At 34.9% G+C, this 23,770-nt stretch carries 22 protein-coding genes and 1 riboswitch; of the genes, 10 read left to right on the plus strand and 12 right to left on the minus strand.

Annotation, left to right across the window (positions count from 1 at the left end; genetic code table 11):
- From EC501_RS18550 to EC501_RS06525, 3 genes are all read right to left on the minus strand, one after another.
- Positions 1-187 (minus strand): hypothetical protein (locus EC501_RS18550; protein ID WP_206613373.1); only part of this gene is annotated, 187 nt, incomplete at its 3' end.
- Positions 141-1,382: an aminopeptidase gene (locus EC501_RS06520; RefSeq protein ID WP_122971492.1), complete on the minus strand. Its 1,242-nt coding sequence runs from the start codon at positions 1,380-1,382 to the stop codon at positions 141-143. The genes EC501_RS06520 and EC501_RS18550, both read right to left, overlap by 47 nt.
- An 87-nt stretch (positions 1,383-1,469) precedes the next feature.
- Positions 1,470-2,006 carry a ribonuclease H-like YkuK family protein gene (locus tag EC501_RS06525; protein WP_174232662.1) on the minus strand — a complete coding sequence of 179 codons (537 nt, stop codon included), beginning with the start codon at positions 2,004-2,006 and terminating at the stop codon, positions 1,470-1,472.
- Positions 2,007-2,154: 148 nt separating this feature from the next.
- Between EC501_RS06525 and EC501_RS06530 the strand changes: the two genes are divergently transcribed.
- Complete coding sequence (locus EC501_RS06530) at positions 2,155-2,793, plus strand: pyridoxamine 5'-phosphate oxidase family protein (RefSeq protein WP_122971493.1); 639 nt, start codon at positions 2,155-2,157, stop codon at positions 2,791-2,793.
- Between the two features lie 66 nt (positions 2,794-2,859).
- Here EC501_RS06530 and EC501_RS06535 read toward each other — a convergent pair whose 3' ends face one another.
- The 4 genes from EC501_RS06535 to EC501_RS18350 all read right to left on the minus strand — a co-directional run bounded on the left by EC501_RS06535 (position 2,860) and on the right by EC501_RS18350 (position 5,811).
- Complete coding sequence (locus tag EC501_RS06535; protein WP_122971494.1) at positions 2,860-3,732, minus strand: helix-turn-helix domain-containing protein; 873 nt, start codon at positions 3,730-3,732, stop codon at positions 2,860-2,862.
- Between the two features lie 133 nt (positions 3,733-3,865).
- Positions 3,866-4,141 (minus strand): MDR/zinc-dependent alcohol dehydrogenase-like family protein, encoded by a 276-nt coding sequence (locus EC501_RS06540; protein ID WP_122971495.1) that lies wholly within the window; start codon positions 4,139-4,141, stop codon positions 3,866-3,868.
- Positions 4,142-4,310: 169 nt separating this feature from the next.
- Positions 4,311-5,360: a tartrate dehydrogenase gene (locus tag EC501_RS06545; RefSeq protein WP_122971496.1), complete on the minus strand. Its 1,050-nt coding sequence runs from the start codon at positions 5,358-5,360 to the stop codon at positions 4,311-4,313.
- Between the two features lie 295 nt (positions 5,361-5,655).
- Positions 5,656-5,811: a hypothetical protein gene (locus EC501_RS18350; RefSeq protein ID WP_158599674.1), complete on the minus strand. Its 156-nt coding sequence runs from the start codon at positions 5,809-5,811 to the stop codon at positions 5,656-5,658.
- Positions 5,812-5,960: 149 nt separating this feature from the next.
- Between EC501_RS18350 and EC501_RS06550 the strand changes: the two genes are divergently transcribed.
- The gene (locus EC501_RS06550; RefSeq protein ID WP_122971497.1) at positions 5,961-6,206 is read left to right on the plus strand and encodes a hypothetical protein; all 246 of its coding nucleotides are present in this window, start codon (positions 5,961-5,963) and stop codon (positions 6,204-6,206) included.
- A 372-nt stretch (positions 6,207-6,578) separates the two neighbouring features.
- Here EC501_RS06550 and dapA read toward each other — a convergent pair whose 3' ends face one another.
- Positions 6,579-7,463 carry a 4-hydroxy-tetrahydrodipicolinate synthase gene (gene dapA / locus EC501_RS06555; protein ID WP_174232664.1) on the minus strand — a complete coding sequence of 295 codons (885 nt, stop codon included), beginning with the start codon at positions 7,461-7,463 and terminating at the stop codon, positions 6,579-6,581.
- Between the two features lie 118 nt (positions 7,464-7,581).
- A riboswitch (Lysine riboswitch) is annotated at positions 7,582-7,761 on the minus strand.
- A gap of 374 nt (positions 7,762-8,135) precedes the next feature.
- Here dapA and EC501_RS06560 point away from each other — a divergent pair.
- Together EC501_RS06560 and EC501_RS06565 are read left to right on the plus strand one after the other, a co-directional pair.
- Positions 8,136-8,342 carry an alpha/beta-type small acid-soluble spore protein gene (locus EC501_RS06560; protein WP_122971499.1) on the plus strand — a complete coding sequence of 69 codons (207 nt, stop codon included), beginning with the start codon at positions 8,136-8,138 and terminating at the stop codon, positions 8,340-8,342.
- Between the two features lie 222 nt (positions 8,343-8,564).
- The gene (locus tag EC501_RS06565; RefSeq protein WP_122971500.1) at positions 8,565-10,907 is read left to right on the plus strand and encodes a bifunctional 2',3'-cyclic-nucleotide 2'-phosphodiesterase/3'-nucleotidase; all 2,343 of its coding nucleotides are present in this window, start codon (positions 8,565-8,567) and stop codon (positions 10,905-10,907) included.
- A 40-nt stretch (positions 10,908-10,947) separates the two neighbouring features.
- Here EC501_RS06565 and EC501_RS06570 read toward each other — a convergent pair whose 3' ends face one another.
- A complete protein-coding gene (locus EC501_RS06570; RefSeq protein ID WP_122971501.1) occupies positions 10,948-11,283 on the minus strand; it encodes a hypothetical protein in 336 nt (111 codons plus the stop codon).
- Between the two features lie 171 nt (positions 11,284-11,454).
- Between EC501_RS06570 and EC501_RS06575 the strand changes: the two genes are divergently transcribed.
- The 3 genes from EC501_RS06575 to EC501_RS06585 all read left to right on the plus strand — a co-directional run bounded on the left by EC501_RS06575 (position 11,455) and on the right by EC501_RS06585 (position 16,123).
- A complete protein-coding gene (locus EC501_RS06575) occupies positions 11,455-12,639 on the plus strand; it encodes a DHH family phosphoesterase (RefSeq protein ID WP_122971502.1) in 1,185 nt (394 codons plus the stop codon).
- Positions 12,640-12,802: 163 nt separating this feature from the next.
- The gene (locus EC501_RS06580) at positions 12,803-14,914 is read left to right on the plus strand and encodes a bifunctional diguanylate cyclase/phosphodiesterase (RefSeq protein WP_122971503.1); all 2,112 of its coding nucleotides are present in this window, start codon (positions 12,803-12,805) and stop codon (positions 14,912-14,914) included.
- 150 nt (positions 14,915-15,064) lie between these two features.
- Positions 15,065-16,123, plus strand: a complete 1,059-nt coding sequence (locus EC501_RS06585) for an LLM class flavin-dependent oxidoreductase (RefSeq protein WP_122971504.1) — start codon at positions 15,065-15,067, stop codon at positions 16,121-16,123.
- Positions 16,124-16,166: 43 nt separating this feature from the next.
- Here EC501_RS06585 and EC501_RS06590 read toward each other — a convergent pair whose 3' ends face one another.
- A complete protein-coding gene (locus EC501_RS06590; RefSeq protein ID WP_122971505.1) occupies positions 16,167-17,690 on the minus strand; it encodes a glycine betaine uptake BCCT transporter in 1,524 nt (507 codons plus the stop codon).
- Positions 17,691-17,745: 55 nt separating this feature from the next.
- Positions 17,746-18,411, minus strand: coding sequence for a hypothetical protein (locus tag EC501_RS06595; protein WP_122971506.1), 666 nt, complete (start codon positions 18,409-18,411; stop codon positions 17,746-17,748).
- 184 nt (positions 18,412-18,595) lie between these two features.
- Here EC501_RS06595 and EC501_RS06600 point away from each other — a divergent pair, with 184 nt between their 5' ends.
- The 3 genes from EC501_RS06600 (at position 18,596) to EC501_RS06610 (ending at position 22,615) form a co-directional block, all read left to right on the plus strand.
- A complete protein-coding gene (locus EC501_RS06600) occupies positions 18,596-19,423 on the plus strand; it encodes a DUF4097 family beta strand repeat-containing protein (RefSeq protein WP_158599675.1) in 828 nt (275 codons plus the stop codon).
- 17 nt (positions 19,424-19,440) lie between these two features.
- Positions 19,441-19,995, plus strand: coding sequence for a GNAT family N-acetyltransferase (locus EC501_RS06605; protein ID WP_338322891.1), 555 nt, complete (start codon positions 19,441-19,443; stop codon positions 19,993-19,995).
- Positions 19,996-20,254: 259 nt separating this feature from the next.
- Positions 20,255-22,615, plus strand: coding sequence for a polyprenyl synthetase family protein (locus EC501_RS06610; RefSeq protein WP_122971509.1), 2,361 nt, complete (start codon positions 20,255-20,257; stop codon positions 22,613-22,615).
- 60 nt (positions 22,616-22,675) lie between these two features.
- Here the strand turns inward: EC501_RS06610 and EC501_RS06615 are convergent, their stop codons facing one another.
- The gene (locus EC501_RS06615) at positions 22,676-23,590 is read right to left on the minus strand and encodes a DMT family transporter (protein WP_122971510.1); all 915 of its coding nucleotides are present in this window, start codon (positions 23,588-23,590) and stop codon (positions 22,676-22,678) included.
- Positions 23,591-23,770: the final 180 nt, after the last annotated feature.

Here is a 23,770-nt window from a genome sequence, read left to right on the forward strand (position 1 = left end):
AAACGAGATTAAAGAACAAATACGGTTGACGGTCAATTAAAAAAGCCCCTTTAGGGGCAGTTAGTAAGGAGCCCTTATAGGGCGTTACTAAAACCGCCTGTTTTACAGGCGGATATTTATTTTTGCAAGTATTTCGATTTTTAGAAAGCCCAGTCGCCGTTACGGAAAATAGGAACGACAGTACCATCTTGTTTAATCCCATCGATATTCATTTTGTCAGAACCAATCATGAAATCAACGTGAACTGTAGATGTATTCATCCCATTTGCTTGCAGTTCCTCTTGACTCATTGTTGTCCCACCTTCAATTGTTGTAGGGTAAGCCGAACCGATAGCTAAATGATTCGATGCATTTTCATCATATAACGTATTGAAGAAAATGATGCCGGATTGGGAAATCGGCGAAGGATCTGGAACAAGGGCAACTTCTCCTAATCCAGTAGCTCCTTCGTTTTCAAATACTAATTTTTTAATCGCTTCATCGCCCTTTTCAGCGGAGATATTAACAATTTTTCCATCTTTAAAATGAACTTCAATACCTTCTATTAATGTACCCGCATAACTAAGCGGTTTTGTACTGCGAACAACCCCATCCATGCGGCGCGTATCAGGAGCCGTGAATATTTCTTCTGTCGGCATATTCGCGATAAACTCTTCACCTTTAGGGTTATAACTTTCTGCACATGCCCAAATATGGTTTTTTGGTAAACCTAACGTTAAATCTGTCCCAGGAGCAGTGTAGTGAAGGGCATCAAACTGAATTTCATTTAATTTTGCCGCTTTTTCATTTAATGTTTTCTTATGTTCATCCCATGCAGCAATTGGGTCTTCTTCATAAACGCGACATGTTTTAAAAATTTGATCCCAAAGGGCATCAACTTGTTCTTCAGAAGTTGCTAAATGGGGGAATACTGTTGCCGCCCAACTAGCTCCTGCTGCTGCAGCAACCGTCCATTTTAAATCATCGTTTTGTGTAGCTTTACGTTGGGCATGGAACGCTTTGCCCGCCACATTTTGGAAAGCTGCCACTTTCGTAGGGTCTACCCCATTTAACAGACCAGGGTCGCTAGATAAAATCGAAAGACGGCTCACTCGGTGGTTTAAAACATGATCTTCTGATTCATCAATTTCGTATTGTGGAATGTCCGTTAATACTTCTGTTGGTTGGTGTAAATAGTGTAATTTTGTAATTTCATCATCAGACCATTTGACAATAACCTTTTCTGCACCTAACGCATAAGCTTCCTGTGTAATGAATCGAGCTAAAGGAGCTTGATCAACAGTAATTGTCATTTTCACCCAATCTCCCGGTTGAACATTAATGCCTTTGGCAACTAACAGCTTTGCGTATTTTTGTAAATTTTCCATAAAGTTATTTAACATGAATGTATTCCTCCAATTTTGTGTAACTGTATCCAATATTATCATAATTTTATAAAAAATTATTTAACGAATTCAGATGGATTCATTTTATTTTGTGAAGCGGTTTGCATAGCTACTAGCAACAAAGGAATCGGGTTTTATTTTTGGTTCTAACCCGATTGATTCTAATCGGGAGACCATCTCTTCAACAAAAACTCTTGTTTTATTTCTTTTCCCAGAACCAATATCAATATGCCCTTCGATGGAAAAAGAAGCTCCTTTATAAATGTTTGGTAGAACGACATTAATTAATTGTTCTTTATGTTCATTTGTAAATAAGGAAACAACTTCTTCTGTAAGGGTTGTTTCAAAGGAAATCCGTTCATGTAAATTTGTCATTTTCCTAGGAATAATTACTTTTCGAATACATGCCCAAACACCTTTTCTTTCTTGTTGAATGACAATACCGGTGATGAACTTTGTGTAATGGGTGAAAACTTGAGAATCGGTTCCGAACATTAAACGAAAATTACCAATCGGATCTTTCTTCATGAAATGCAATATATTTTGAAATACTTGATCAAAGGGCATATTTTTTTGACTTAAATTTTGAAAGGTATTTGCCATTTCAGTATCCTTATTCATTTTTCCACCTTTCTTGTAAGTCCAGTGATTAATACATCTTATTCGATACATAGGCAGATTGATAACTAGAACTAAAATGGAACAATTGATAACATTGTAGATAGATTGTGTGGAATTTTTTGAAAATATGTAAATTGGAGTGGGATAGTTGATCGAAAAAGTAGACTTTAAACATTGTATTAAGACGGAAGAGGAACTTCGAGAGATTGTAGGATTTCCTAGTGAATTAGTTAAAAATAAAGTAATAACTTATTTAGATCATCATTGTGTCGATTTTATTTCGAAATCGCCGTTTTTAGTAATATCTACTTCGGATCAATTTGGCAATTGTGATGTTTCACCAAGAGGAGATCAACCTGATTTTGTTCACGTGTTAAATGAAAAGCAGCTCATTATACCGGAAAGGCCCGGGAATAAAAGAATGGATTCGTTGCGCAATCTTTTGTCCAACCCTAAAATAGGCCTTCTCTTTTTCATTCCGGGACTTGGTGAAACATTAAGGGTGAATGGTCGTGCCACAATTGTAAATGATGAAGCTTTACTTGAACAAATGGCTATAAGGGGGAAAATGCCCCTTTTAGGAATCGCTGTTGACGTGGAAGAATGTTTTATACATTGTGCGAAAGCATTTAAACGATCCGGTCTATGGGAGCCGGATACTTGGACAGAGAAAGAATTGTTACCCTCGGCTTCCAAAATATTATTTGAACACGCAAAACTTCCGAATAGTAGTGTCGAGGATATCCAAGAGAGGTTGGAAGAAAGCTATAGTAAGAGACTTTATTAATTGTATGTATAAAAGGTAAGGGCATTTCCCTTACCTTTGAATATCACGATTTATTTACTGATTGGATTATTCCTCATTAAAATCTAAATTAACAGGTTGAGTAGGAAGGAATTCAGTTGCCATCATATTTGTTGAAGGGACTGAATCGTCTACTTCCTCAAATCGGAATCCATCCGCCCAAACTTTTCCATTTCCTACCAATAAGACGCCGAAATGAATGGATGTACTTTGTACAGGTACGTCTAGTACGATTGAATAATAGTTCCACTCAGTCGTCCCTGTAATAGAACGGTTATCCATATTGTCAAATTGAATTGTATCCCCTGATGCATTATCGATTCGACACCATGCACCGCATTTATCTACTTGTTCTGTTTTTAAATAACACGACAATTTAATCCGTTTCCCTTTATAGATATCTGCTTGAAAACTTTGCATAATTGTTCCAAATTGCCCTTCACCAACATCTCCGGTGGAAAATAATACACCTGATTTCGTTCCTAAATGGAATACTTGATCATCAACCCCAAATGCATAGTTAGCTGGGTGGGAACCACTTAAAAACCATCCCTTTACTTTGTTACTCATATTGCTTTCCTCCATTCCGCCTATTGATCGCATCATTTTTCGATATTTTCCAGGAGGCATGGTATATACTTCTTTAAACGCGCGGGTGAAAGCTTCTTGCGATTGAAATTGTAACATAAATGCAATTGTAATAATTGTTTCATCGGAGTGTAGAAGAAACATTGCAGCTGTCGCAAGACATCTTAAACGTATATACTCTCCAATCGTTAATCCAGTTTCTTGTTTAAATACCCTTAGTAAATGATATTTTGAATATCCTACAACAGAAGGGAATTGTTTTAGTTGCAAATCATCGGTTATATGATTTTCGATATAGAGTATCAGTTGTTGCGTAGCTTCACTATATACCATTTGTGAATCACCTCTATTTCATCTTACATAAAATGAACGGAAAATTTTTGATATCAATTGCTAAAATGTACGAACAGTATGAGGAAACAAAATATAAAAGACCATCTGTAAATGACAGATAGTCTAACCGTATTTATGAATAATCCGTTACGATGAATGTTCCTGTCGTAGCAAAATTCGTCATGTCTTGGAAAATTCCTTCTACTTCTGAAAGTTTAATTTCCCGATTTACCATTTTCCCTGGTTGTAATTTACCGAGGGCAACTTGCGATAAAAGGGAATCGAAACGGGAAGCTGGCATACCAAGGGTAGTAATAAAGGATTTTTCAGCAATGACCATTTCATCAATCGGAATGGAAATGAAGCCACCTTCTTTTTTCGTCGTTACGCAGAAAGATAGCGCTTTCATGTCTTAGGTAAATCGTATAATAGCGAGGGAGATAAACCTATTACTAATTTCGGATGAATACACTACCTAAAAGGGGATGTTTTTTGAATCCATTATCTACCTTTTAGACTATAAAAGTATTTCGGAAAATAAAACATCCCAATCCATAAATGAATTAGGATGATTTTCATTATAAATAGTTGATGACAGTATTTTTCACTTCTTCAAGTGTGGCTGTTCCATCTAAATCCCCCGTTTTCACACCAGAAGATAGGGTTTTTTCAATAGCGGTTAAAATTCGCGTACCAGCATGATAATGTCCTAAGAAATCTAGCATCATTTTACCTGTCCAAATCTGCCCAATAGGATTTGCGATACCAAGACCTGCAATATCAGGGGCAGAACCATGTACAGGTTCGAACATAGATGGATATTCCCGTTCGATATTTAAATTCGCAGCTGGAGCAATACCAATACTACCCATAATCGCTCCACCAAGGTCAGTTAGAATATCTCCGAATAAATTAGAAGCTACAATTATATCAAATGCTTGTGGCTTCATGACAAAGAAAGCAGCTAAAGCATCAATATGCTGAACAGACGTATCAATTTCAGGGTAATCCTTTTTGACTACGTTAAAAACTTCATCCCAGAACGGCATAGAATAAGTTAGACCGTTGGACTTCGTCGCACTTGTTACGTGTTTGCGGGAACTTTTTGCTAATTCAAAGGCGTAACGCATAGCGCGTTCCGTACTTTTTCTAGTGAAGATTGCATTTTGAATAGCGATTCCATCTTCGCCAGTATGAATACGACCTCCGCTGTCCGAATATTCACCTTCTGAGTTTTCCCTAACAACAGTAATATCAAAGTTTTGTGGATTCTTTAATGGGGATTGTAATCCAGCTAACAGTTTTGCGGGTCGCACATTAATGGACTGTTTCATTCCACGGCGTATTTTAATAAGAAGACCCCAAAGTGAAATATGATCAGGTACAAGTTCGGGCATGCCGACCGCCCCTAAAAAAATTTGATCATATTGTTTTAATGTTTCTAATCCATCCTCAGGCATCATTTCACCATGTTCTAAATAGTAATCACAACCCCAAGGAAAATAAGTCCATTCGAACTTGAAGCTGCCGTCCAACTTTGCAATACTATCCAATACTTCGATAGCTGCTGGAACGACTTCTTTTCCAATACCATCCCCAGGAATAACAGCGATTTTGTATGTATTCATCAACGAACACCCCTTTTATTGAATTTTCAATCTCTTAAAATATTAACACATTTTCCAATGCTATTTCGGAGCGGGTTAAACCCTCTTTTATCAATGATAGTTAATATCTTAAGGGGATTCATATAAGGGAAGCGGTTATTTTAAAACAATACTATGGATCGAACTAAATAAATTACATAATTTAAATGCTATGGGTTTATAAAGTGTAATACCGATTTTAACTCACTATATCGTTTTCGCATAAAATAAAAAGGCAACATAAACAAAGTTTATTGTTACCTTCTTCGAAATGAAGTTAGAACCGATTTGTATTATTCTTTTTTTGAGTTGCAGTTTTTGTTGCTTTTGCTTGTACGTGTTCTTTAGCAATTTCCATGTTCGCTCTTAAAGTAGCTGAGTCTAAGTTGTTATTTAATGCAGCTTCTTCATTTAGTTTCTCTTCCTTTTTCATCCTGATTTCCTCCATTACTTTTAGCTGTCCTTTAGATTGCCCAATTTCATGTAGAAAATGTCATGTTATTCAAAATGGGTTTCTATTTAAGGTGCGTTTACATAGTATTAGCAAAAATATGGATACTATAATGCAAAGGAGTGATACGAATGGCTATATGTCCTTTATGTAATTCATTAAAAACGTTAGAAGTAAATTGCCCAAAATGTCATACGACATTAGAGGATTCAGGGAAAGTGTCTGATTATTTGGATCCTTATGGACACTATAATGATGAAGAAACGGTCAAAATGGGAGATGGTTATCCTAATACGGCAAAAGATCAAATTTGTCCCCATTTAATGGTTTGTAAGTCTTGTGGATATGATGAAGTACGGTTTATTAAAGAGGAATAATGAATGGTCATCGCACTGTTTATTTACAGTGCCTTTTTTTATTTTTTAATAAGTTCGCCGTATTTTACTCCCATTAGAATGAAGGGATTACTTCCATTAATAATAGGGAATGTACTATTTGTTTTTCTGTTGTTAAAAGTATATTTTCTTCAGATTGCTTTGCATGGGAATACACTGTGAAATATTTTGATATAAAATATAGGAAGAAATGGAGGAAAGTGTTATATTTGGTACATAATTCTAATAACAGACATATTACTCAAACTTCTGTCAAAAAGTAAATAGATGGAGGGGAAGTTAAAACATATGTAATAGAAAAGAGATCGTCAATTGGAAGACGATCTCTTTGGAAACTTTGGAATAATCGATTATTTAAGAAATGACTTTATGTTGAGTATTTAAAACCTCTTTCAATGAATCGAGTTCTAATTTGTTTAGTGGCACCATTGGTAAACGTACACCACCAACCGGAATTCCGTTTAAATTTAAAGCTGCTTTTACTGAAGTCGGATTAGGAGTAGCAAAAAGTACTTTCATGATAGGTAACAATTTACGATGGTCCTTTGCTGCTTCACTTAAGTTCCCGATTAGGAATTTTTTAATCATCGCTTGCATCTCTTGACCAATAATATGAGACGCCACTGAAATGACACCAGCTCCTCCAATGGATAAGACAGGTAATGTTAAGCCATCATCCCCGCTATATAATGAAAAATTACTAGGTGTTTTTTCGATAATTTCAGCCATTGCATCTAAATTACCACTAGCTTCTTTAATCGCAACGATATTTGGTATTGCTGAAAGACGAACAATCGTTTCAACTGAAAGACTTACAATGCTGCGACCAGGTACATTGTATAGAATGATTGGTAAGGATGTTTCATCTGCAATTGCTTTGAAGTGTCGATACAATCCTTCTTGAGAAGGTTTGTTATAGTATGGAGCTACTAACATGATGCCATCCACACCAACGTTTTCAGCCTGTTTTGTTAATTCAATCGAGGCTTTTGTGTTGTAAGAACCTGTACCGGCAATAATCGGAACTCTCCCATCTACAACCTTCACAGTAAATTTAAATAATTCTACCTTTTCATCTTCTGATAAAGTTGGGGATTCTCCAGTCGTACCTGAAATGACTAAAGCATCTGTACCGTTGGCAAGCAAATAATTAATTAAGTTTTCGGTAGCCACCCAATCAATTTCTTCCCGTTCATTAAAGGGAGTCACCATAGCAGTTAAAATTTTTCCGAAATTCATACTTCTCCACATCCTTATATTTTATTAGAAAATAGAGGGAGAAGGGCGTTAAGTTAAGTAAACGCAAAAAAGCAACAACGAGGGATCGTTGTTGCGTAGAAATAAACTTCATTTCTTTGCGTAAGATAGCCCTCCATATAGAAACCTATATGACAGTCCTGCATTTGTTCAATAACAGAACCAGCTTCGAGATAATGAGGCTCTCAAAAGCTTCGGCAAATTCCCCTTTCCACAATTGTCATAGGATCTCATTATCCTCAAATTGCGTACTGATGGTCTTTGCTCCTCTATCCTTACTTCAAAAGGTAATTGAAATAAGTGAATATTTAATTATTAAAATCATACATGTTTAAACGTAAGATTGCAATACTTTAACTGTCATTTTTTTCATCTACCATATAAAGATTTTGAAAAGCTATTTCAACGTGGTTTTATTAATAAGCCTTGAAATTAAACATTTATTTAGTGAAATTTCCGTCATAAAACGAATAAAAAAGACATGTAATTGTTATTTGAATTTTATTATGACCTTTTGATTTTATTTACATGTAGATTTTTTTGACAAAATTAGTATGAAAGTATACGAGGGAAATTGATACTTTGGTGGAATGATTTATCACAGTATTAATTAGCGCACCTGGAACATTCTAATATCACAAGGAGGTGAAGAAAATGGCTTCTAATAGAAGTTCAAATAAACTACTGTTTCCTGGTGCACAAGCTGCAATGGATCAAATGAAATATGAAATCGCACAAGAATTTGGTGTGAACCTTGGACCTGAAGATGCTTCACGCGCGAATGGTTCAGTTGGTGGTGAAATTACAAAACGTCTTGTTCAAATGGCAGAGTCACAATTAAAAGGACGTTCTGGACAATAATTGAAAATTTAGAGTGACTGGGGGCTGATACAAAAAACTTCATTTTTTGTGTCAGCCTTTAAAAATGATACATATAATATTGCCCCATTTTTGAGACGATTATTGCTAGATAGCAAACAATATTATAAAACTGTTAAATATTAATAAATAAGTATATTTATATCTTACTTTTTGATATTATTTAATTGTTTGAAAAGTCTTATAAATGGGAGATGAGTTTTAATGTGGAAGAAAGTTTCCGCCTCTGCCTTAGCTTTATCGATAGCTGTTGTCGGTATGACAAATATTGAACAAGCAAGTGCTAAAAAAGTAGATGAGGTAACACGTGGCGAATATGTAAAAACAGTTATTGAAGCTATGGATGTAGAATTAGGTTCAGGCAAAACGGTTAACTTTAAAGATGTTCCTGATTCTTTAAAACCGTATATTGAAAAAGCAATTGAATTACAACTCATCGAAGGAAAGACGGATAAACGTTTTGCACCAGAGGGAAAAATGACCTTAGAGGAAGCCGTTGTCAGCCTTGTTCATATGCTAGATGATGACAAAACGTACTCAGAAGATACTTTAAAGAAATATAAAGATTATCATGCAATTAAAAAAGAAAATCGTGATGAATTTGCAAAAGCGGTTGAATATGGGTTTTTAAATAGTTTTGAAGGAAAAACGTTAAAACCGAAAAATGTCATTTCTGAATATCAATTATATCAACTATTAAACGCTTTTCTTGAAGAATATAAAACAACCGTTGATTTACGTATTTTAGGTACATCAGACATTCATACAAATTTAATGAATTATGACTACTACAAAGATACTGAATCGAACAGTTTAGGTCTTGTTAAAACAGCAACATTAATTAAAGAAGCGCGTAAAGAAAATAGCAACACATTATTATTTGATAATGGTGATACGATTCAAGGAACTCCATTAGGTTCTTATAAACAATCGGTTGATGTTTTAGAAGAAGGGGAAGAACATCCATCGATAACGGCAATGGAACTGTTAGATTATGATGCATCGACTCTTGGGAACCATGAATTTAATTATGGATTAGATTATTTAGATGAAGTTTATGATGATGCTGATTTCCCATTTGTTAATGCGAATGTACGTGATGCAAGTACAGGTGATTATATGTATACGCCATATGTCATTATTGAAAAAGAAGTTGTAGATGAAAAAGGCAAAGAGTCTACAGTCAAAGTTGGTGTAACAGGTATTGTTCCACCTCAAATTTTAAATTGGGACAAGTCTCACTTACTTGGACAAGTGACGGTAGATGACTCAGTACATGCAGTTGAAAATGTTGTTTCTGACATGGAAAAAGAAGGGGCAGATGTAATTGTCGTTCTTTCCCACTCTGGTATGGGTGATATGACACATACTGAAGGGGAAGAAGATGTCACTTATTTGTTATCTAAAGTAAAAGGTGTAGATGCAATCATTTCAGGTCATGCCCACCAAGTATTTCCTGGAGATGTGGATGCATCATTAACTGGTGTCAATGTGGAAGAAGGAACGATGAATGGTGTTCCTGTTGTTATGCCAGGTAAATACGGAAGTCATTTAGGTGTGATTGATTTAACGTTGGAGAAAAAAGGTAAGGATTGGAAAGTTGTTAATGGAACAGGGGAAGTTCGCAAAATTGCTGCTGATTCATCTGACGTAGATCAAGATGTGGAGGAAGCGGTGAAAGAAGCCCATGATGGGACGATAAATTATGTTCGACAACCAGTAGGGCAAACAACAGCTGATATCCATAGTTATTTCTCACAAGTGTTAGATGACCCATCGATTCAAATTGTAACAGATGCTCAAAGTCTTTATGTGAAGGAGAAAATCAAAGGAACGGAATTTGAAAATCTTCCAGTATTATCAGCAGGTGCACCATTTAAAGCGGGAACTCGCAGTGATCCAGAATATTATACATTTGTTCCGAGCGGTGAACTTGCGATTAAAAACGTAGCCGATTTATATTTATATGATAATACATTGGCAATCCTTAAAGTTACGGGTGCTGATGTAAAAGAATGGCTTGAAATGTCTGCAGGTCAATTCAATCAAATCGACTCAAATAGTACAGATGAGCAACAACTAATTAATACGAATTTCCGTTCTTACAATTATGATGTTATTGATGGAGTAACTTACGAAATTGATGTAACTCAACCTGCAAAATATGATCCGGATGGAAATTTAATTCATCCAGAAGCAAGTCGTATTGTAAATTTACAATATAATGGCGAACCAATTGATTTAGAACAGGAATTTATCGTAGCAACAAATAATTATCGTGCAAATGGAACATTCCCAGGGGTGCGAAACGCATCATATGTAGAAGTTTATCCGGATGAAAATCGTCAAGCGATTATTGACTATATCATTCAAAATAAAACCATTGATCCAACTGCTGATGGTAACTGGAGATTTGCTGAACTTCCTTTAAATTCAAATGTTATTTTTGAAACATCAAAAAAGGCAGTTGATTTTATCCCAGAAGGTAGCACGATTCAATATATTGGAGAGGGCTCCGATGGATTCGGTAAATATTCTTTAAACTAATGTTCAATACTCCACATAAGTAAATGCTTGTGTGGAGTTTTTATGTTCTTTTCAATTTTTCAAGTTCTTTTAGTAAATATTCCATTTGCTTTTCTAAGTTTTCAATTCTTTCATTGGCATCGTTATAATAACTACTACCTATATTTCTATTCGAATTATTGGCAATTACTTCACTTTTATATTCTTCGAGGTCTTCTAATAAATCTCGAACGGCTAGGAAAGATGCTGTAGTAGAAATAATGCCGCCCACAGTTGAAATGAGTCCGCCAATAGCACCAAGTTTTGCAATGAAAATATCGGTTTTCAGTGCATCTATCTTTTTTTGTTGAATTTGGTCAGGATAACGAGATGGATTACGATTTCTACTTTTAGTCATTCCTAGACCTCCTTCAAAATTATTTCATAGTAGTTTATGAAAAAGTTGAAAAGAGGTCAATGACAACAGAACTATTAATGTTGATTACATAGTAATTTCTTGAAAAAATTGCTGAAGGAAAATTATGAAATAGCATTTAAATATCCATACTACAATTTGAGGTGAAGTGGTATGTATAAATTATTGTCCCATAACGATTTGGATGGGGTAGGCTGTGGTATTTTAGCGAAGCTTGCTTTTGGTCAAGATGTGAAAGTGAGATACAATTCAGTATCTTCTCTTAATAGAGAAATTGAATACTTTCTAGAAAATGATTCACCAGATACATTTTTACTCATTACGGATTTATCTCCTAATGAAGAGAATGAAAAACGTTTAACAAGTTATTACAAAGAACATGGGAATGTCCAATTAATTGATCATCACAAAACCGCTTTACATTTAAATGATTATGAATGGGGATACGTTGTTGTAGAGGAGGAAAGTGGAAAGTTAACTTCTGCTACTTCTTTATTTTATCAATATCTTGTTTACCATCAACATTTAGAAGAAAGTGCTGCTATTTCTGAATTTGTTGAACTTGTAAGACAATATGATACATGGGAATGGGAAAAAAATGAAAATCATAAAGCCCATTCATTAAATTCCCTTTTTTTTCTCGTATCTATCGACGAATTTGAACTGAAAATGATTGAACGTCTTCGTACAAGTGACCATTTTGACTTCGATGACTTCGAAAAGAAGTTGCTGAATATGGAAGAAGATAAAATTGAACGCTATATAAGAAGGAAAAAAAGGGAGATTGTACAAGCATTAGTTGGAAAGTTTTACGCTGGCGTTGTTTATGCTGAATCTTATCATTCCGAAGTAGGGAACGAACTAGCAAAGGAACATCCCCATCTTGATTACATTGCCATATTAAATATGGGCGGGAAAAGAATATCATTCCGTACAAATCGTGATGATGTGGATGTTTCAGAAATTGCAGGACGTTATGGGGGGGGAGGTCACCAAAAAGCTTCAGGCAGTTCGATGACCGAGGAAGCATATAAACATTTTGTCTTAAATACGTTCCATTTAGATCCGCTCCATGAAGATGCCAAAAGAAATCGTTACAATTTGAAGGAATCTGAATTTGGTTCCCTCTATATAAATCGACGGGAAGATATTTTCTTGCTAACTTTGAAAGACGAACAATGGTTGGTTGAAAGAAATGGAGAAGTATTAGATCTAACTTTTTCTACTTATAGTGAATGTGAGAGCTTTTTAAAAAGGAACTACGAAGCTTGGTTAGCGAGGGATGATGTGTTTGTAGAGTATTTAATGAGCAAGGTAAAGGCGGCAAAAGGAAGTTAAATATGTTCCGTTTATCCCCATTCATAGTACTTTTAAAGTGGCCAATGGTATTGGTCACTTTTTTACTTAAAAAGAGGGAATTTCAACGAAGTTCAGTGTGACTTTAATAATAAAAATAAGTATCATTAAAATAATTATAACTTGAAAATTTGGTGGGGCAACGATGGACAAACAATATCGTGATTTAGTAACAACGGAGGAACAATCTTTTAAAAACAATAAAGAACAAAAGCATAAAGAAATGGTCGATTCAAAAATTAATTTTATTAAAACATTGAAAAATATACAAAACGGTATTTTTACAATGAAAAAGAATGATGATGGAAAACTCTTTTATACAGTTGCTATTGGTAAGTTAATGGAGGAAATTGGAGCAGGTGAAGATATTATTCTAAACCATTCTCCCCACGAAGTTTTTACTGAAGAAATCGCGAATATAAAGCAATTACATTATGAAAAAGCATTTCAAGGTGAACGGGTAAATTATGAAATCGAGTTGAAAGGTAAGCGATTATTTATCGATATTACTCCAATTAAAACGGCTCATGTTGTTACCGAAATTTTAGGTACAGTGCTCGATATCTCAGAATTAAGGTCTATCCAAAAAGAACTTCAAGTGAATCAAGAGCAAATGAATTCATTATTAAATTTTAGTCAAGATTATCTCATTATTTTTAATCAATTTGGTCAAATCATTAATATGAATTTCAAAGCGAAGGAGCTTTTTGAGTTAACGAATAAAAAGGTTGATTTTTTGAAGTTAGAAAAAAACGTTATAGAACAATATGTTCCTAATTTAAATGAGTTTTTAGATCAAGCCCTCAAGGGGAATTTTAAACATTTTGAGCTTGATGTTTTATCGAAACAGAATGAGAAAATGTTTTTTAGCGCAACTTTTTTTCCAATTATTGTAGATAATATTATTGTAGGTGCTTATCTAATAGGAAAAGATATAACGGAACAAAAAAGAATACAAGATTTAAATGCTTATTTAGCCCATCACGATGAACTGACTACCCTTTTTAATCGAAGATGGATTGAGCAAAAAATGAAGGATTCCATCCAAGAAGCGAGTCGAATTAATAAAAAACTTGCGGTTATGTTTATTGATTTAGATCGTTTTAAATTGATTAATGATACGTTAGGTCATTTTATTGGGGATGAATTGTTAAAAGAAATTGGGAAGAGAATATTAAATAATATTAACCAAGAAAACCATTTTGCCGCTCGTATGGGTGGGGATGAGTTTACTATTTTATGTACAGATGTGGAATCGGAAACGTCCGTATTTCAATTAGCTGAGACATTTTTGCAAAATTTAACAAAACCTATCTATATAGAAGGGTTAGAACTTTTAATAACAGCGAGTATGGGAATTAGTTTTTATCCATCGGCAGGAATTGACGTTGTAGATTTGATGAAAAAGGCAGATATCGCTTTATACCGTGCAAAAGAACTTGGTCGTAATATGTACCAAGTCTATGACCATTCGATGATTAAACAAAATTATCAATCATTTTTGTTAGAAAGAGACTTAAGAAAAGCAATTTTAAATAATGAATTTACAGTCTACTTACAACCGAAAGTGGATGCCTTAACAGGAAAGATAATTAGTGCTGGAGCATTAATACGTTGGAAACATCCTCAACTAGGACTCATTTCACCGAGTGATTTTATTCCAATGGCAGAAGAAACAGGGTTAATTATTCCATTAGGCAAATGGATAAAAAGAAAAGTTTGTGAACAGTTGGTAAAGTGGCGGGAAAAAGGTCTTTCCATTATTCCGATTAGCGTTAATATAACTTCTAAGCGTTTTTTACAAAAAGAGTTTTCAAAAGAAATACGACAATTGCTTGACGAGTTCCATTTAGAAGGAAAATGGTTAGAAATAGAGATTACGGAAAACTCAATCATGAGGAATGAAGAAAACATGCTTCAAACATTAAGAGAGTTAAAGGAGTTAGGCGTTAAAATTTATATTGATGATTTTGGAACGGGTTATTCATCTTTTCATTATTTAAAAACCTTCCATTTGGATGGGATTAAAATCGACCGTTCATTTATTCAAAACATTTCTTCTGAATCGGAAAACGCCAGTATAACTGCAGCGATGATTAAGATGGCTCAACAACTTAAATTAGAAGTGATAGCGGAAGGAGTCGAAACAAAAGAGGAATTGAACTATTTGCTTGAACTGAATTGTCATTATATACAAGGGTTTTATTTCGGGAAACCTTGTCCAATTGAAGAGTTTAAAACGAAATATTTACTATGAATAGTCCATTCATTTTTCTAAAAGTTTCATAACAAAATCGGAAAAATTGAAACATAATCCAATTCTCATGTATGATGAAGTCGGAATAGTTTAAAAAACCTACTTTACTTTTTAAAATGGACGGTATAAGTACATAGAGGAGTGGAATAAATGGAAATTGGTTTAACAACCTTTGTAGAAACAACACCTGATGTGAATACAGGGAAAGTAATTAGTCATGCAGAACGTATAAGAGAAGTTGTCGAAGAAATTGTGTTAGCAGATCAAGTAGGACTAGATGTATTTGGGGTTGGCGAACATCACCGAAAAGATTATGCTTGTTCAGCTCCAGCGGTTTTACTTGCAGCTGCAGCCTCTCAAACAAAGCATATTCGATTAACGAGTGCTGTTACAGTTTTATCTTCGGATGATCCTGTACGGGTGTTCCAAGAATTTTCAACGGTTGATGCCATTTCCAGTGGACGAGCGGAAATTATGGCAGGTCGTGGTTCGTTCATTGAATCCTTCCCTTTATTTGGCTACGATTTGAAAGATTATGATGAATTATATGAGGAAAAATTAGATTTATTATTACAGCTAAGAGAAAAAGAAGTTATTAACTGGAGTGGTAAACATCGCCCTGATATCGTTAATCGAGGAGTTTATCCTCGTCCTGTTCAAGATCCATTACCGGTTTGGATTGCAAGTGGTGGGACACCTCAGTCGGTTGTTCGTGCAGGAGTACTTGGCTTACCATTAGTTTTAGCTATCATTGGTGGAAGTCCATTACAGTTTGCGAACCTTGTGAAATTGTATTATCGAGCTGCAGAAGAAGCAGGACATGATATTTCAAAGTTAACAGTTGCTTCCCATTCCCATGGCTTTGTTGCTGAAAGTACAGATGTAGCGGTGGAAAAATTCTTCCCACCAACACAAAGAGCAATGAATGTGTTAGGTAGAGAGCGTGGATGGGGTCCATATACCCGGGAAACCTTTGACTACGCCCGTAGTTTAGAAGGGGCATTATATGTAGGAGATGCAAAAACAGTAGCTGAGAAAATCATTTTCCTTCGTAAAAAAGTGGGGATAACACGTTTCATGTTACATTGCCCAGTTGGTTCAATGCCCCATGAAGATGTTATGAAAGCAATTGAACTTTTAGGTAAAGAAGTTGCTCCGATGGTTAGAGAAGAAATTAGTCGTTGGGAAGCAGCTGGAAAACCTGAATAATAGAAAGAGCTGTCCAAATACATATATTTTTGGACAGCTTTTTTTATGCATTATTCTTTCCCCTTGATTTCCTTCGTTGAACATCTAATTCGCCTTTTAACCCCTTCAGTAATGAATAGGACATAAACAACATAATAATAGCAAACGGTAAAGCGGCTACAATGGATGCGGTTTGTAATACTTCTAATCCACCAGAGATGAGTAGTACGGAAGCAACCGCTGATTGGATAATCCCCCAAGTCATTTTAATTTTATTGGAAGGGTTTAAAGTACCGCCCTCACTTAACATCCCTAAGACGAAGGTTGCTGTATCAGCAACTGTGACGTAATAAATCGCAACAAGGGCAAAGCCTAATATGCTTAAAAATGAACTTAAAGGTAAGTGTTCAAAGAAAGTGAAAATCGCTAAAGACACATTATCTGCAATATATTCTGCTAATGCATGATTGTCAGAATGGACAACCATATCTAGTGCAGAGCCACCAAAAATAGACATCCAAATACATGTTCCAAGAGTCGGAACAATTAGTACTCCAATCACAAACTCTTTAATTGTTCTTCCTCTTGAAATACGGGCAATAAACATGCCGACAAACGGAGCCCAGGCAATCCACCATGCCCAATAGAATAACGTCCAACTCGCAATCCATTCTCCCTCGCCAAACGGTTTTAATCGTAAACTCATTTGTATAAAGTCGTTAAGGTACATCCCTGTTGTATTAAAAAATACTTTAATAATGGTTAATGTAGGACCAACAATTAATAACAATAATAAAATGGCAAAAGATATTATCATCGCACCGTTTGATAAATATTGAATCCCTTTTTCTAAACCTGTATTAATGGAAATAAGGAAAATAATTGTAGCAACGACAATAACGATGATTTGAACAAGTAATGTATTTGGGACATTAAAAATAGAATGCATACCGGCCGTTACTTGTAAGGCGCCTAGTCCAAGGGAGGTTGCAATACCAAAAACTGTCGCAAAGACGGAAAGAATATCAATCGTTTTCCCTAAAGGACCATGTATGCGGTCACCGAGTAATGGATAAAAAACAGAACTAATTGCTGCCGGTAGTCTTTTATTATATTGAAAGAAGGCAAGGGCTAAACCGATAACTGTGTAAATGGCCCATGGATGAAGTCCCCAGTGAAAAAACGTATAAGACATGGCCGTATTTGCGGAATCAATCGTATATCCTTCACCGAAGGGAGGGGTTGTAAAGTGGGTTACTGGCTCAGCCACACTCCAATAGACAATCCCAATCCCCATACCAGCTCCAAATAACATTGCAAGCCAGGAAGGTGTTTTAAAATCGGGACGATCTGTTGCTTTTCCGAGCCTAATATGACCAAATTTTGAAAAAAGTAAATAGATGGAAAAAACAACGAAGAAGAAGGTAGCTCCAATATAGATCCATCCCAAATTATTAATTGTTCCGTTATAAATAATATTCGTAACCTTCGTTAAGTTTTCGGTGAAAAACACTCCCCAAATGATAAAGAGTAATGTGAGTATTAAGGAAATAATAAAGACGCTATTTTCTTTTAGCTTTCCAATCATGAAAATCCTCCGTTTACTTCTTGATGTATGTTCATATAGTGAGTAAGGAACAAAATTATTTGTCACCTAAATGATAAAGAAAAAGCCACTTTTCTGTATCCATTAATTCATCTTGATGTAGGCTTTGTCCATTGCCGAGAAAAACCGTACTACCTTCAATACCGATGACCATTGCTTCTAAGGTAGTTTCTTTATCATTTTTTTTATACACATCCCCTACTATCGGAAGGAGGTCATCAACTCCGATATTCTCTGATTCATTACCATTAAGGGGAATATCTTCATTACTTCCTTTATCGCGATATTCAATCGGATTACTTTTTTCATGTCGTCCTGGCACCATTAATAAATATTCATGGTGACGAATTCCGTTCGAATTATTTGTAATAACGCCTTTATTTTCAACGGTTGCAACAACTTCAATTTCATTTAAAGAATAGTGATCTAAATAATCTGGGGTAGGGTTTGTAATTAATATATAATCCCCGACTTCGGCTCTCCTATCCTTTGAAAGGGTATAAACTTTTTTATTGAAAATAAAACTATCTAATTCTTTCGGTTGGTATCGTTCAACTTCAGCTGCACTAGATAAATGTTGTGTTAAATCGCGAAGTCGAATTAAATGAACGGATTTTTTATACATTGGTTTTACAGCATAAACTCTATGCAATTCATTTTCATAATAAACAAATTGTCCCTTTCGAACTTGAAATAATTTCATGGAAGACACTCCTTAAAACCCATTTTCTTTAGGATGTTCAATTGAATAGAAAATATGTTGATGTCATTACACGATGCTACGTCTTAAGACTTAGAAAAAATTACAGTTTAGGGTCACTATTTTCTTTCGATTAATCCGGTATCATAAAGTTAAAGTGATGAAAGAGGAAGGGAAGAAGAATATTTTGAATAAAAAATTTGCGATTGGTATTTTATTAATTGCCATTGTGGCGGTCGTTTTGTTTAATGTTTTTTCAAATCGAAATTCGGAAGATGAAGTAAAAATGAGTAAAGATTATACTCATGTCGAAGTTGACTCTGATAATGTGCACATAAATATCCAACCTACAAATAGTGATACAACGACAGTTCAACTAATGAATAATGAAAAAAATCGTTATAAACTTGATGTAGACGTAAGGGGAAATACATTAAAAATCGATGTGGATCGAAAATGGTATAAAAAATTCTTCTTTAATTTTTTTGCGGATACACCAACGGTTAATGTATTGTTACCGGAAAAAGAGTTAAAAGAAATTAATGCAACGACTGATAACGGGGATATTTTAGTAGAAAATGTGAAAGTAGAGAACTTTATCGGAGAAACAGATAATGGAAATATCGAGGCAAAGAAGATGGAAGTAGAAGATTTTATTGGCGAAGCAGACAATGGAGATATGGTTCTTGAGGAAATAACGAGTAAAGTCATTACTACTGAATTGAATAATGGAGATATCATCATTAAAAATAGTATCGGCACAATTGAAGGCGAGTCAGATAATGGTGATATTTCGATTTACACTAACGTGTTAGAGGAAGCAATGGAGTTAAAAACGGATAACGGTTCAATTAATATTGAAACAAAGAAAGAACCGTCCAATCTTTTCATTGATGTAAAGACGGATCATGGTAAAGTGAGTGTTTTCGGTAAAGACAATAAAGAAACGACCTTCGGTAATGGGAACACAGTGGTAGAATTGACATCTGATAATGGGGATATTACAGTAAAGTAAAATAATGGAACTTTGAGGTGTTCAAGTTGAATAATCTTGTCATTCGAGAAATCCACTCAGAAGATCTGGAATATCTGCATGAATTCTATCGATTTGTAATTACCCATACTTTTGAAAGAGAAGGAATCGCTCATTTAAAAGATGATATTGAAAGGGAAATTGAGACGAAGAAAAAGTATTTAGAAGATGCAATTTTATCTAATGGTAAGGAACGTTATTTTTTATTGGCCTTTGGGGAAAATCAAATCATCGGTTCTATCGAATATGGACCTGTTAGTCCTTTAATAGTAAAGGAAACAAATGAAGAGTATCAACATTTACCGGAAGTTGGATCTTTGTATGTGCATCCTAATTATCAAAAACAAGGGATTGGCAGTAAACTTTTACAAGGTATTTTTCAAGTATTGAAAAGTAAAGGAATTAAAGAGTTTTGCTTTGATAGTGGGTATAAAGAAGCGCAACAAATGTGGACGAATAAGTTTGGAAATCCGAATATTCTTTTAAAAGATTATTGGGGTGAAGGAGAACATCATATGATATGGAGAAGACAGGTTGATAATGTATTAAAATAATAATTAGAGGCTCATCTATGTGAGCCTCTAATTATGAAGAACGTAAATGTTTTGTAATCCGTTTCTTCATTGTTAAATGCCTCCTGACAACGTAAATTTCGTTGTACTACCGAATTTCCTGAAAGCCCATATATTTGCTACAAAGTGTGTAAACTTTTATGATGTAACTATTCCTTTTTAGGAAAGATGGTTTGCAAAATATAGGATTTGGATGTTTCCTTCAAACACTAAAGAGATTAAAGAGTAAAGGTGATTAGAAATGAAAAATGATGTAATGAGTGCTGATCAATATTATCAGCAGGCAGAAGAGGAAGCAAGGCAATATTTTAATGTGCTTTATAAAGAAGTTATCGACAAGTCCTATTTAGACACTTTAGTTGATGACTTTCATTGGTGGGGAAAAAATCATATTCATTCTTCTAAACTCTTTACTTTATTCTCTCTGAAAAAAAGAAAACCAAATTCAAAGGATAGCGTACGTTATATAAAATGGTTAGATTATACGAATCAATTAGACGATTATTTAAACCGAAGCATTTCGTATATATATTTACGTGATTTAGGTAAAACCTTGGATGATCCAACGACAAATTTAAAAATCAATCGAGTAGTAGAGCAAGTAAAGGAACAGTTACTTTTATCGTCAAAAAATAATGAAAATGAATTATTTACCTTTGATTGGATCATTAAAAAAGCTAAAGAAGAACAAATAGAAGTAGTGGTAGATTGGCTTATTAACAAGTTAAATAAAGTTGCCACAAAAATTCCAGAAAAACTAGATGCGGTTAATGCCGAACGAAAGCTTGTTAAAATTATTGCTGGCGTACTAATGCATACAATGGATGAACTGGATGACCAAGTATCCTCAGCGGAACGTATAAATAAATTAGAAGATGCAATACGATTAGGTTATTCCTATGGTTTAACTTATCCTTTCATAGATGACCTCCTGGATTCGAATTTATTGTCTGTAAAAGAAAAAGCCCAATACTCACAATTAATCCGAACCTCACTCCTTACTGGAACGGTCCCTCCTTTAAATGAAAGAAGTTGGTCAAAAGAAACCCTTGAGTTTATAGGATTTATCCATCAAGAACTAAAGGAAGCCTTCGAATTCATTCAGTCCCATCAAAAATCTGATAAATTTTTTCAACAAGCCTATATATTTTTTCAATCCCAAGAAGTAGATCGAAGGAAGGACTTAGATTTTACTAATTACTCTAACGAGGAACTTTATATACCGATTATTTTAAAATCCTCTTCCTCTCGATTAATTGCTAGGGCTGTTATTCAAGAAACGGATGAAGACTTTGAACAACGAACCTTTTTATATGGTATATATAATCAATTGGCAGATGACTTTGCTGATATGTTTGAGGATTTAGAAATGGGTGCAGTTACCCCTTACACTTATTACATGACGCACTATGACAAGAGAAGGGATTTGATTAACCCTTTCGAAATGTATTGGGCTGTTATAATGAATTTAATTCATCGTGTTTATCACGCTGACGTTAAAACGAAGGACGTTATATTAAAACGTGCTATTAATGGATTAAAAAGATTTAAAGAAAAACATGGTCATACGAAATATCGCCAAGTGATGGAAATGTTTACTAAAGATATTCCTCAGTTAAAGGATTTGTTGCAGAGAGTAGTAGGGAAAGCTGATGATGTAGCCTTCTTCGACAAACTATTACGTGATCAGATGATTGATAGTTTAAAAAGGGAACGGAAGGAGAGGGACTATTTTAAAGCAAAGATAAAAGATGTAAAAGAGCAAATCAATCAACATTTACCAATTGCCGATGAACCTTTTTTGCTTAAGGATGATCTTATTGAAGCAGCTAATTATAGTTTAGTAGGAGATGGCAAAAGATTAAGACCGATCATTAGTTGGTTTGTCGGGGTAGAAATGTATGGATTAAAAGAATCCGCCCTCGTTCCTCTCTTTAACTCATTGGAATATATGCATACGGCTTCTCTCATTTTTGATGATTTACCTTCCCAAGATGATGCATCGATTCGTAGAGGACGCCCGACGGTACATGAAATATATAATGTTGCGTTAGCAGAATTGACAGGTTTATTTTTAACCCAAAAGGCGATGGAGCAACAAACATTACTACAGGATTTTGATGCACGTAATGTACTGGAATTGGTTCGCTATTCTGCCCAAGTGACAGCAAACATGTGTAAAGGTCAAGGGTTAGATTTACTATCTAAAGAAAGAAAGTTTACTTTAGAGGAACTTCATACGATGGGTTTCTATAAAACAAGTTTAGGATTTGAAGCCTCTCTATTGATGCCCGCCATTTTAGCGAATGCATCTGAAATGGAAAGAAATAGTTTGAAAAAATTTGCACGTCATGCGGGAATTGCCTTTCAAATTAAAGATGATTTACTAGATCGGATAGGTGATGCGACGATATTAGGAAAGCCGGTAGGGAAAGATGTAGATAATGAAACATCTACCTTTGTTACGATTTTAGGAATAGAAGGTGCTAAAAAGGCGATGTGGGAACAATATTGTTTCGCTTTGGAAGCTTTAAAAGAAATTCCTCATGAAACGAATTTTTTAAAACAATTATTAAATTATCTTGTATTTCGAAACAGTTAACACAAGATTGTATTGAGTAAAAACCCGTGATGATTTATTTGTCATCACGGGTTTTCTCATTTATTGAATTGTTTTTATTTTATTATGGTCCTGTGTCATTTCGTTTCGTTTTCCGTAGAAATTCACAATCAATACACTTGAAATGGCGATAAGACCACCAATAATAGAGAGGGAAGCTGGTAGTTCGTTTAACCAAATCCAAGCGACGATAATCGCAATTACCGGTTCCAAATAAAGAACACTTGAAATCGAGCTGGCATTTGCTTGAGATAATGCAATGGCCCATGTTAAATAGGCAACAGCCGTTGGGAATATGCCGATATATAAAGCGGTCATATTCACTTCGATAGAAGCCGATTGTATCGTTTCGAAAAGACCAGGGGCAAAAATAAGAAAGGGTATTGTACCAGCCCAAGTAAAATAGGCTGTTAATTCAATAGCTGAATATTTTTTAAATAAAGGTTTTTGATAAACGAAAAAGATCGATGTTGCAATAGCAGCAAGAATTGTTAAAAATACGCCTGGTGCAATGCCGAATGTTGTATCACCAGAACCTAATGCAATGAGGGAGATGCCAATAAATCCAAAAGCTAAACCAACCCATCCTACTTTACTTAAACGTTCCTTCAATATTAAAATCGCAAAAATCGTTGTGAAAATAGGACCGGATCCAATAAGCATACCCGCGGTTCCCGCACTAATTGTAAGTTGTCCAAAGGTAGCACAAATATGATAGCCGCTAATTCCAACCCATCCGAGGAGGGCAATTTTCCATATGTCCCTTTTTTCCGGTAAACGAAATTTCATCTTTGGTATGAAGGCGATGAGGGCAAAAATAATGGAAGCTATGATGAAACGAAATAAAATTAAATGTCCTGCAGAATAGCCACCACGAAGGCTGAAACTATTCGCAGCGAAGGTAGAACCCCATATTAATACAGTTAAAAGCCCTAGCATTAAAGCTTTTGAATTCACTAATGTTCACCAATCTTTCTACTATAAATCATAGAAACTATCTTCTCATGTCTATAGTAAGATTAGCAAGACTATTTTCTCCCTTTATGACACCTAATAGACTTTCAATTAGATGGCTTGTCTTTTTAGAAGACAAAAAAACTGACCCAATTCGGCTTTTTTGGGTCAGCCAAGGTTGCC

This window comes from Lysinibacillus halotolerans (assembly GCF_003711845.1).
Classification (GTDB): domain Bacteria; phylum Bacillota; class Bacilli; order Bacillales_A; family Planococcaceae; genus Ureibacillus; species Ureibacillus halotolerans.

What these genes read in the sequence shown, in the direction of transcription:
- EC501_RS06545 (WP_122971496.1), bottom strand. Translation starts at nt 5,360, where the DNA reads ATGAATACATACAAAATCGCTGTTATTCCTGGGGATGGTATTGGAAAA.
- EC501_RS06585 (WP_122971504.1), top strand. Translation starts at nt 15,065, where the DNA reads ATGGAAATTGGTTTAACAACCTTTGTAGAAACAACACCTGATGTGAAT.
- EC501_RS06550 (WP_122971497.1), top strand. Translation starts at nt 5,961, where the DNA reads ATGGCTATATGTCCTTTATGTAATTCATTAAAAACGTTAGAAGTAAAT.
- EC501_RS06540 (WP_122971495.1), bottom strand. Translation starts at nt 4,141, where the DNA reads ATGAAAGCGCTATCTTTCTGCGTAACGACGAAAAAAGAAGGTGGCTTC.
- EC501_RS06525 (WP_174232662.1), bottom strand. Translation starts at nt 2,006, where the DNA reads ATGAATAAGGATACTGAAATGGCAAATACCTTTCAAAATTTAAGTCAA.
- EC501_RS06520 (WP_122971492.1), bottom strand. Translation starts at nt 1,382, where the DNA reads ATGTTAAATAACTTTATGGAAAATTTACAAAAATACGCAAAGCTGTTA.
- EC501_RS06565 (WP_122971500.1), top strand. Translation starts at nt 8,565, where the DNA reads ATGTGGAAGAAAGTTTCCGCCTCTGCCTTAGCTTTATCGATAGCTGTT.
- EC501_RS06560 (WP_122971499.1), top strand. Translation starts at nt 8,136, where the DNA reads ATGGCTTCTAATAGAAGTTCAAATAAACTACTGTTTCCTGGTGCACAA.
- EC501_RS06595 (WP_122971506.1), bottom strand. Translation starts at nt 18,411, where the DNA reads ATGAAATTATTTCAAGTTCGAAAGGGACAATTTGTTTATTATGAAAAT.
- EC501_RS06575 (WP_122971502.1), top strand. Translation starts at nt 11,455, where the DNA reads ATGTATAAATTATTGTCCCATAACGATTTGGATGGGGTAGGCTGTGGT.
- EC501_RS06590 (WP_122971505.1), bottom strand. Translation starts at nt 17,690, where the DNA reads ATGATTGGAAAGCTAAAAGAAAATAGCGTCTTTATTATTTCCTTAATA.
- EC501_RS06535 (WP_122971494.1), bottom strand. Translation starts at nt 3,732, where the DNA reads ATGGTATATAGTGAAGCTACGCAACAACTGATACTCTATATCGAAAAT.
- dapA (WP_174232664.1), bottom strand. Translation starts at nt 7,463, where the DNA reads ATGAATTTCGGAAAAATTTTAACTGCTATGGTGACTCCCTTTAATGAA.
- EC501_RS06570 (WP_122971501.1), bottom strand. Translation starts at nt 11,283, where the DNA reads ATGACTAAAAGTAGAAATCGTAATCCATCTCGTTATCCTGACCAAATT.
- EC501_RS06610 (WP_122971509.1), top strand. Translation starts at nt 20,255, where the DNA reads ATGAAAAATGATGTAATGAGTGCTGATCAATATTATCAGCAGGCAGAA.
- EC501_RS18350 (WP_158599674.1), bottom strand. Translation starts at nt 5,811, where the DNA reads ATGAAAAAGGAAGAGAAACTAAATGAAGAAGCTGCATTAAATAACAAC.
- EC501_RS06580 (WP_122971503.1), top strand. Translation starts at nt 12,803, where the DNA reads ATGGACAAACAATATCGTGATTTAGTAACAACGGAGGAACAATCTTTT.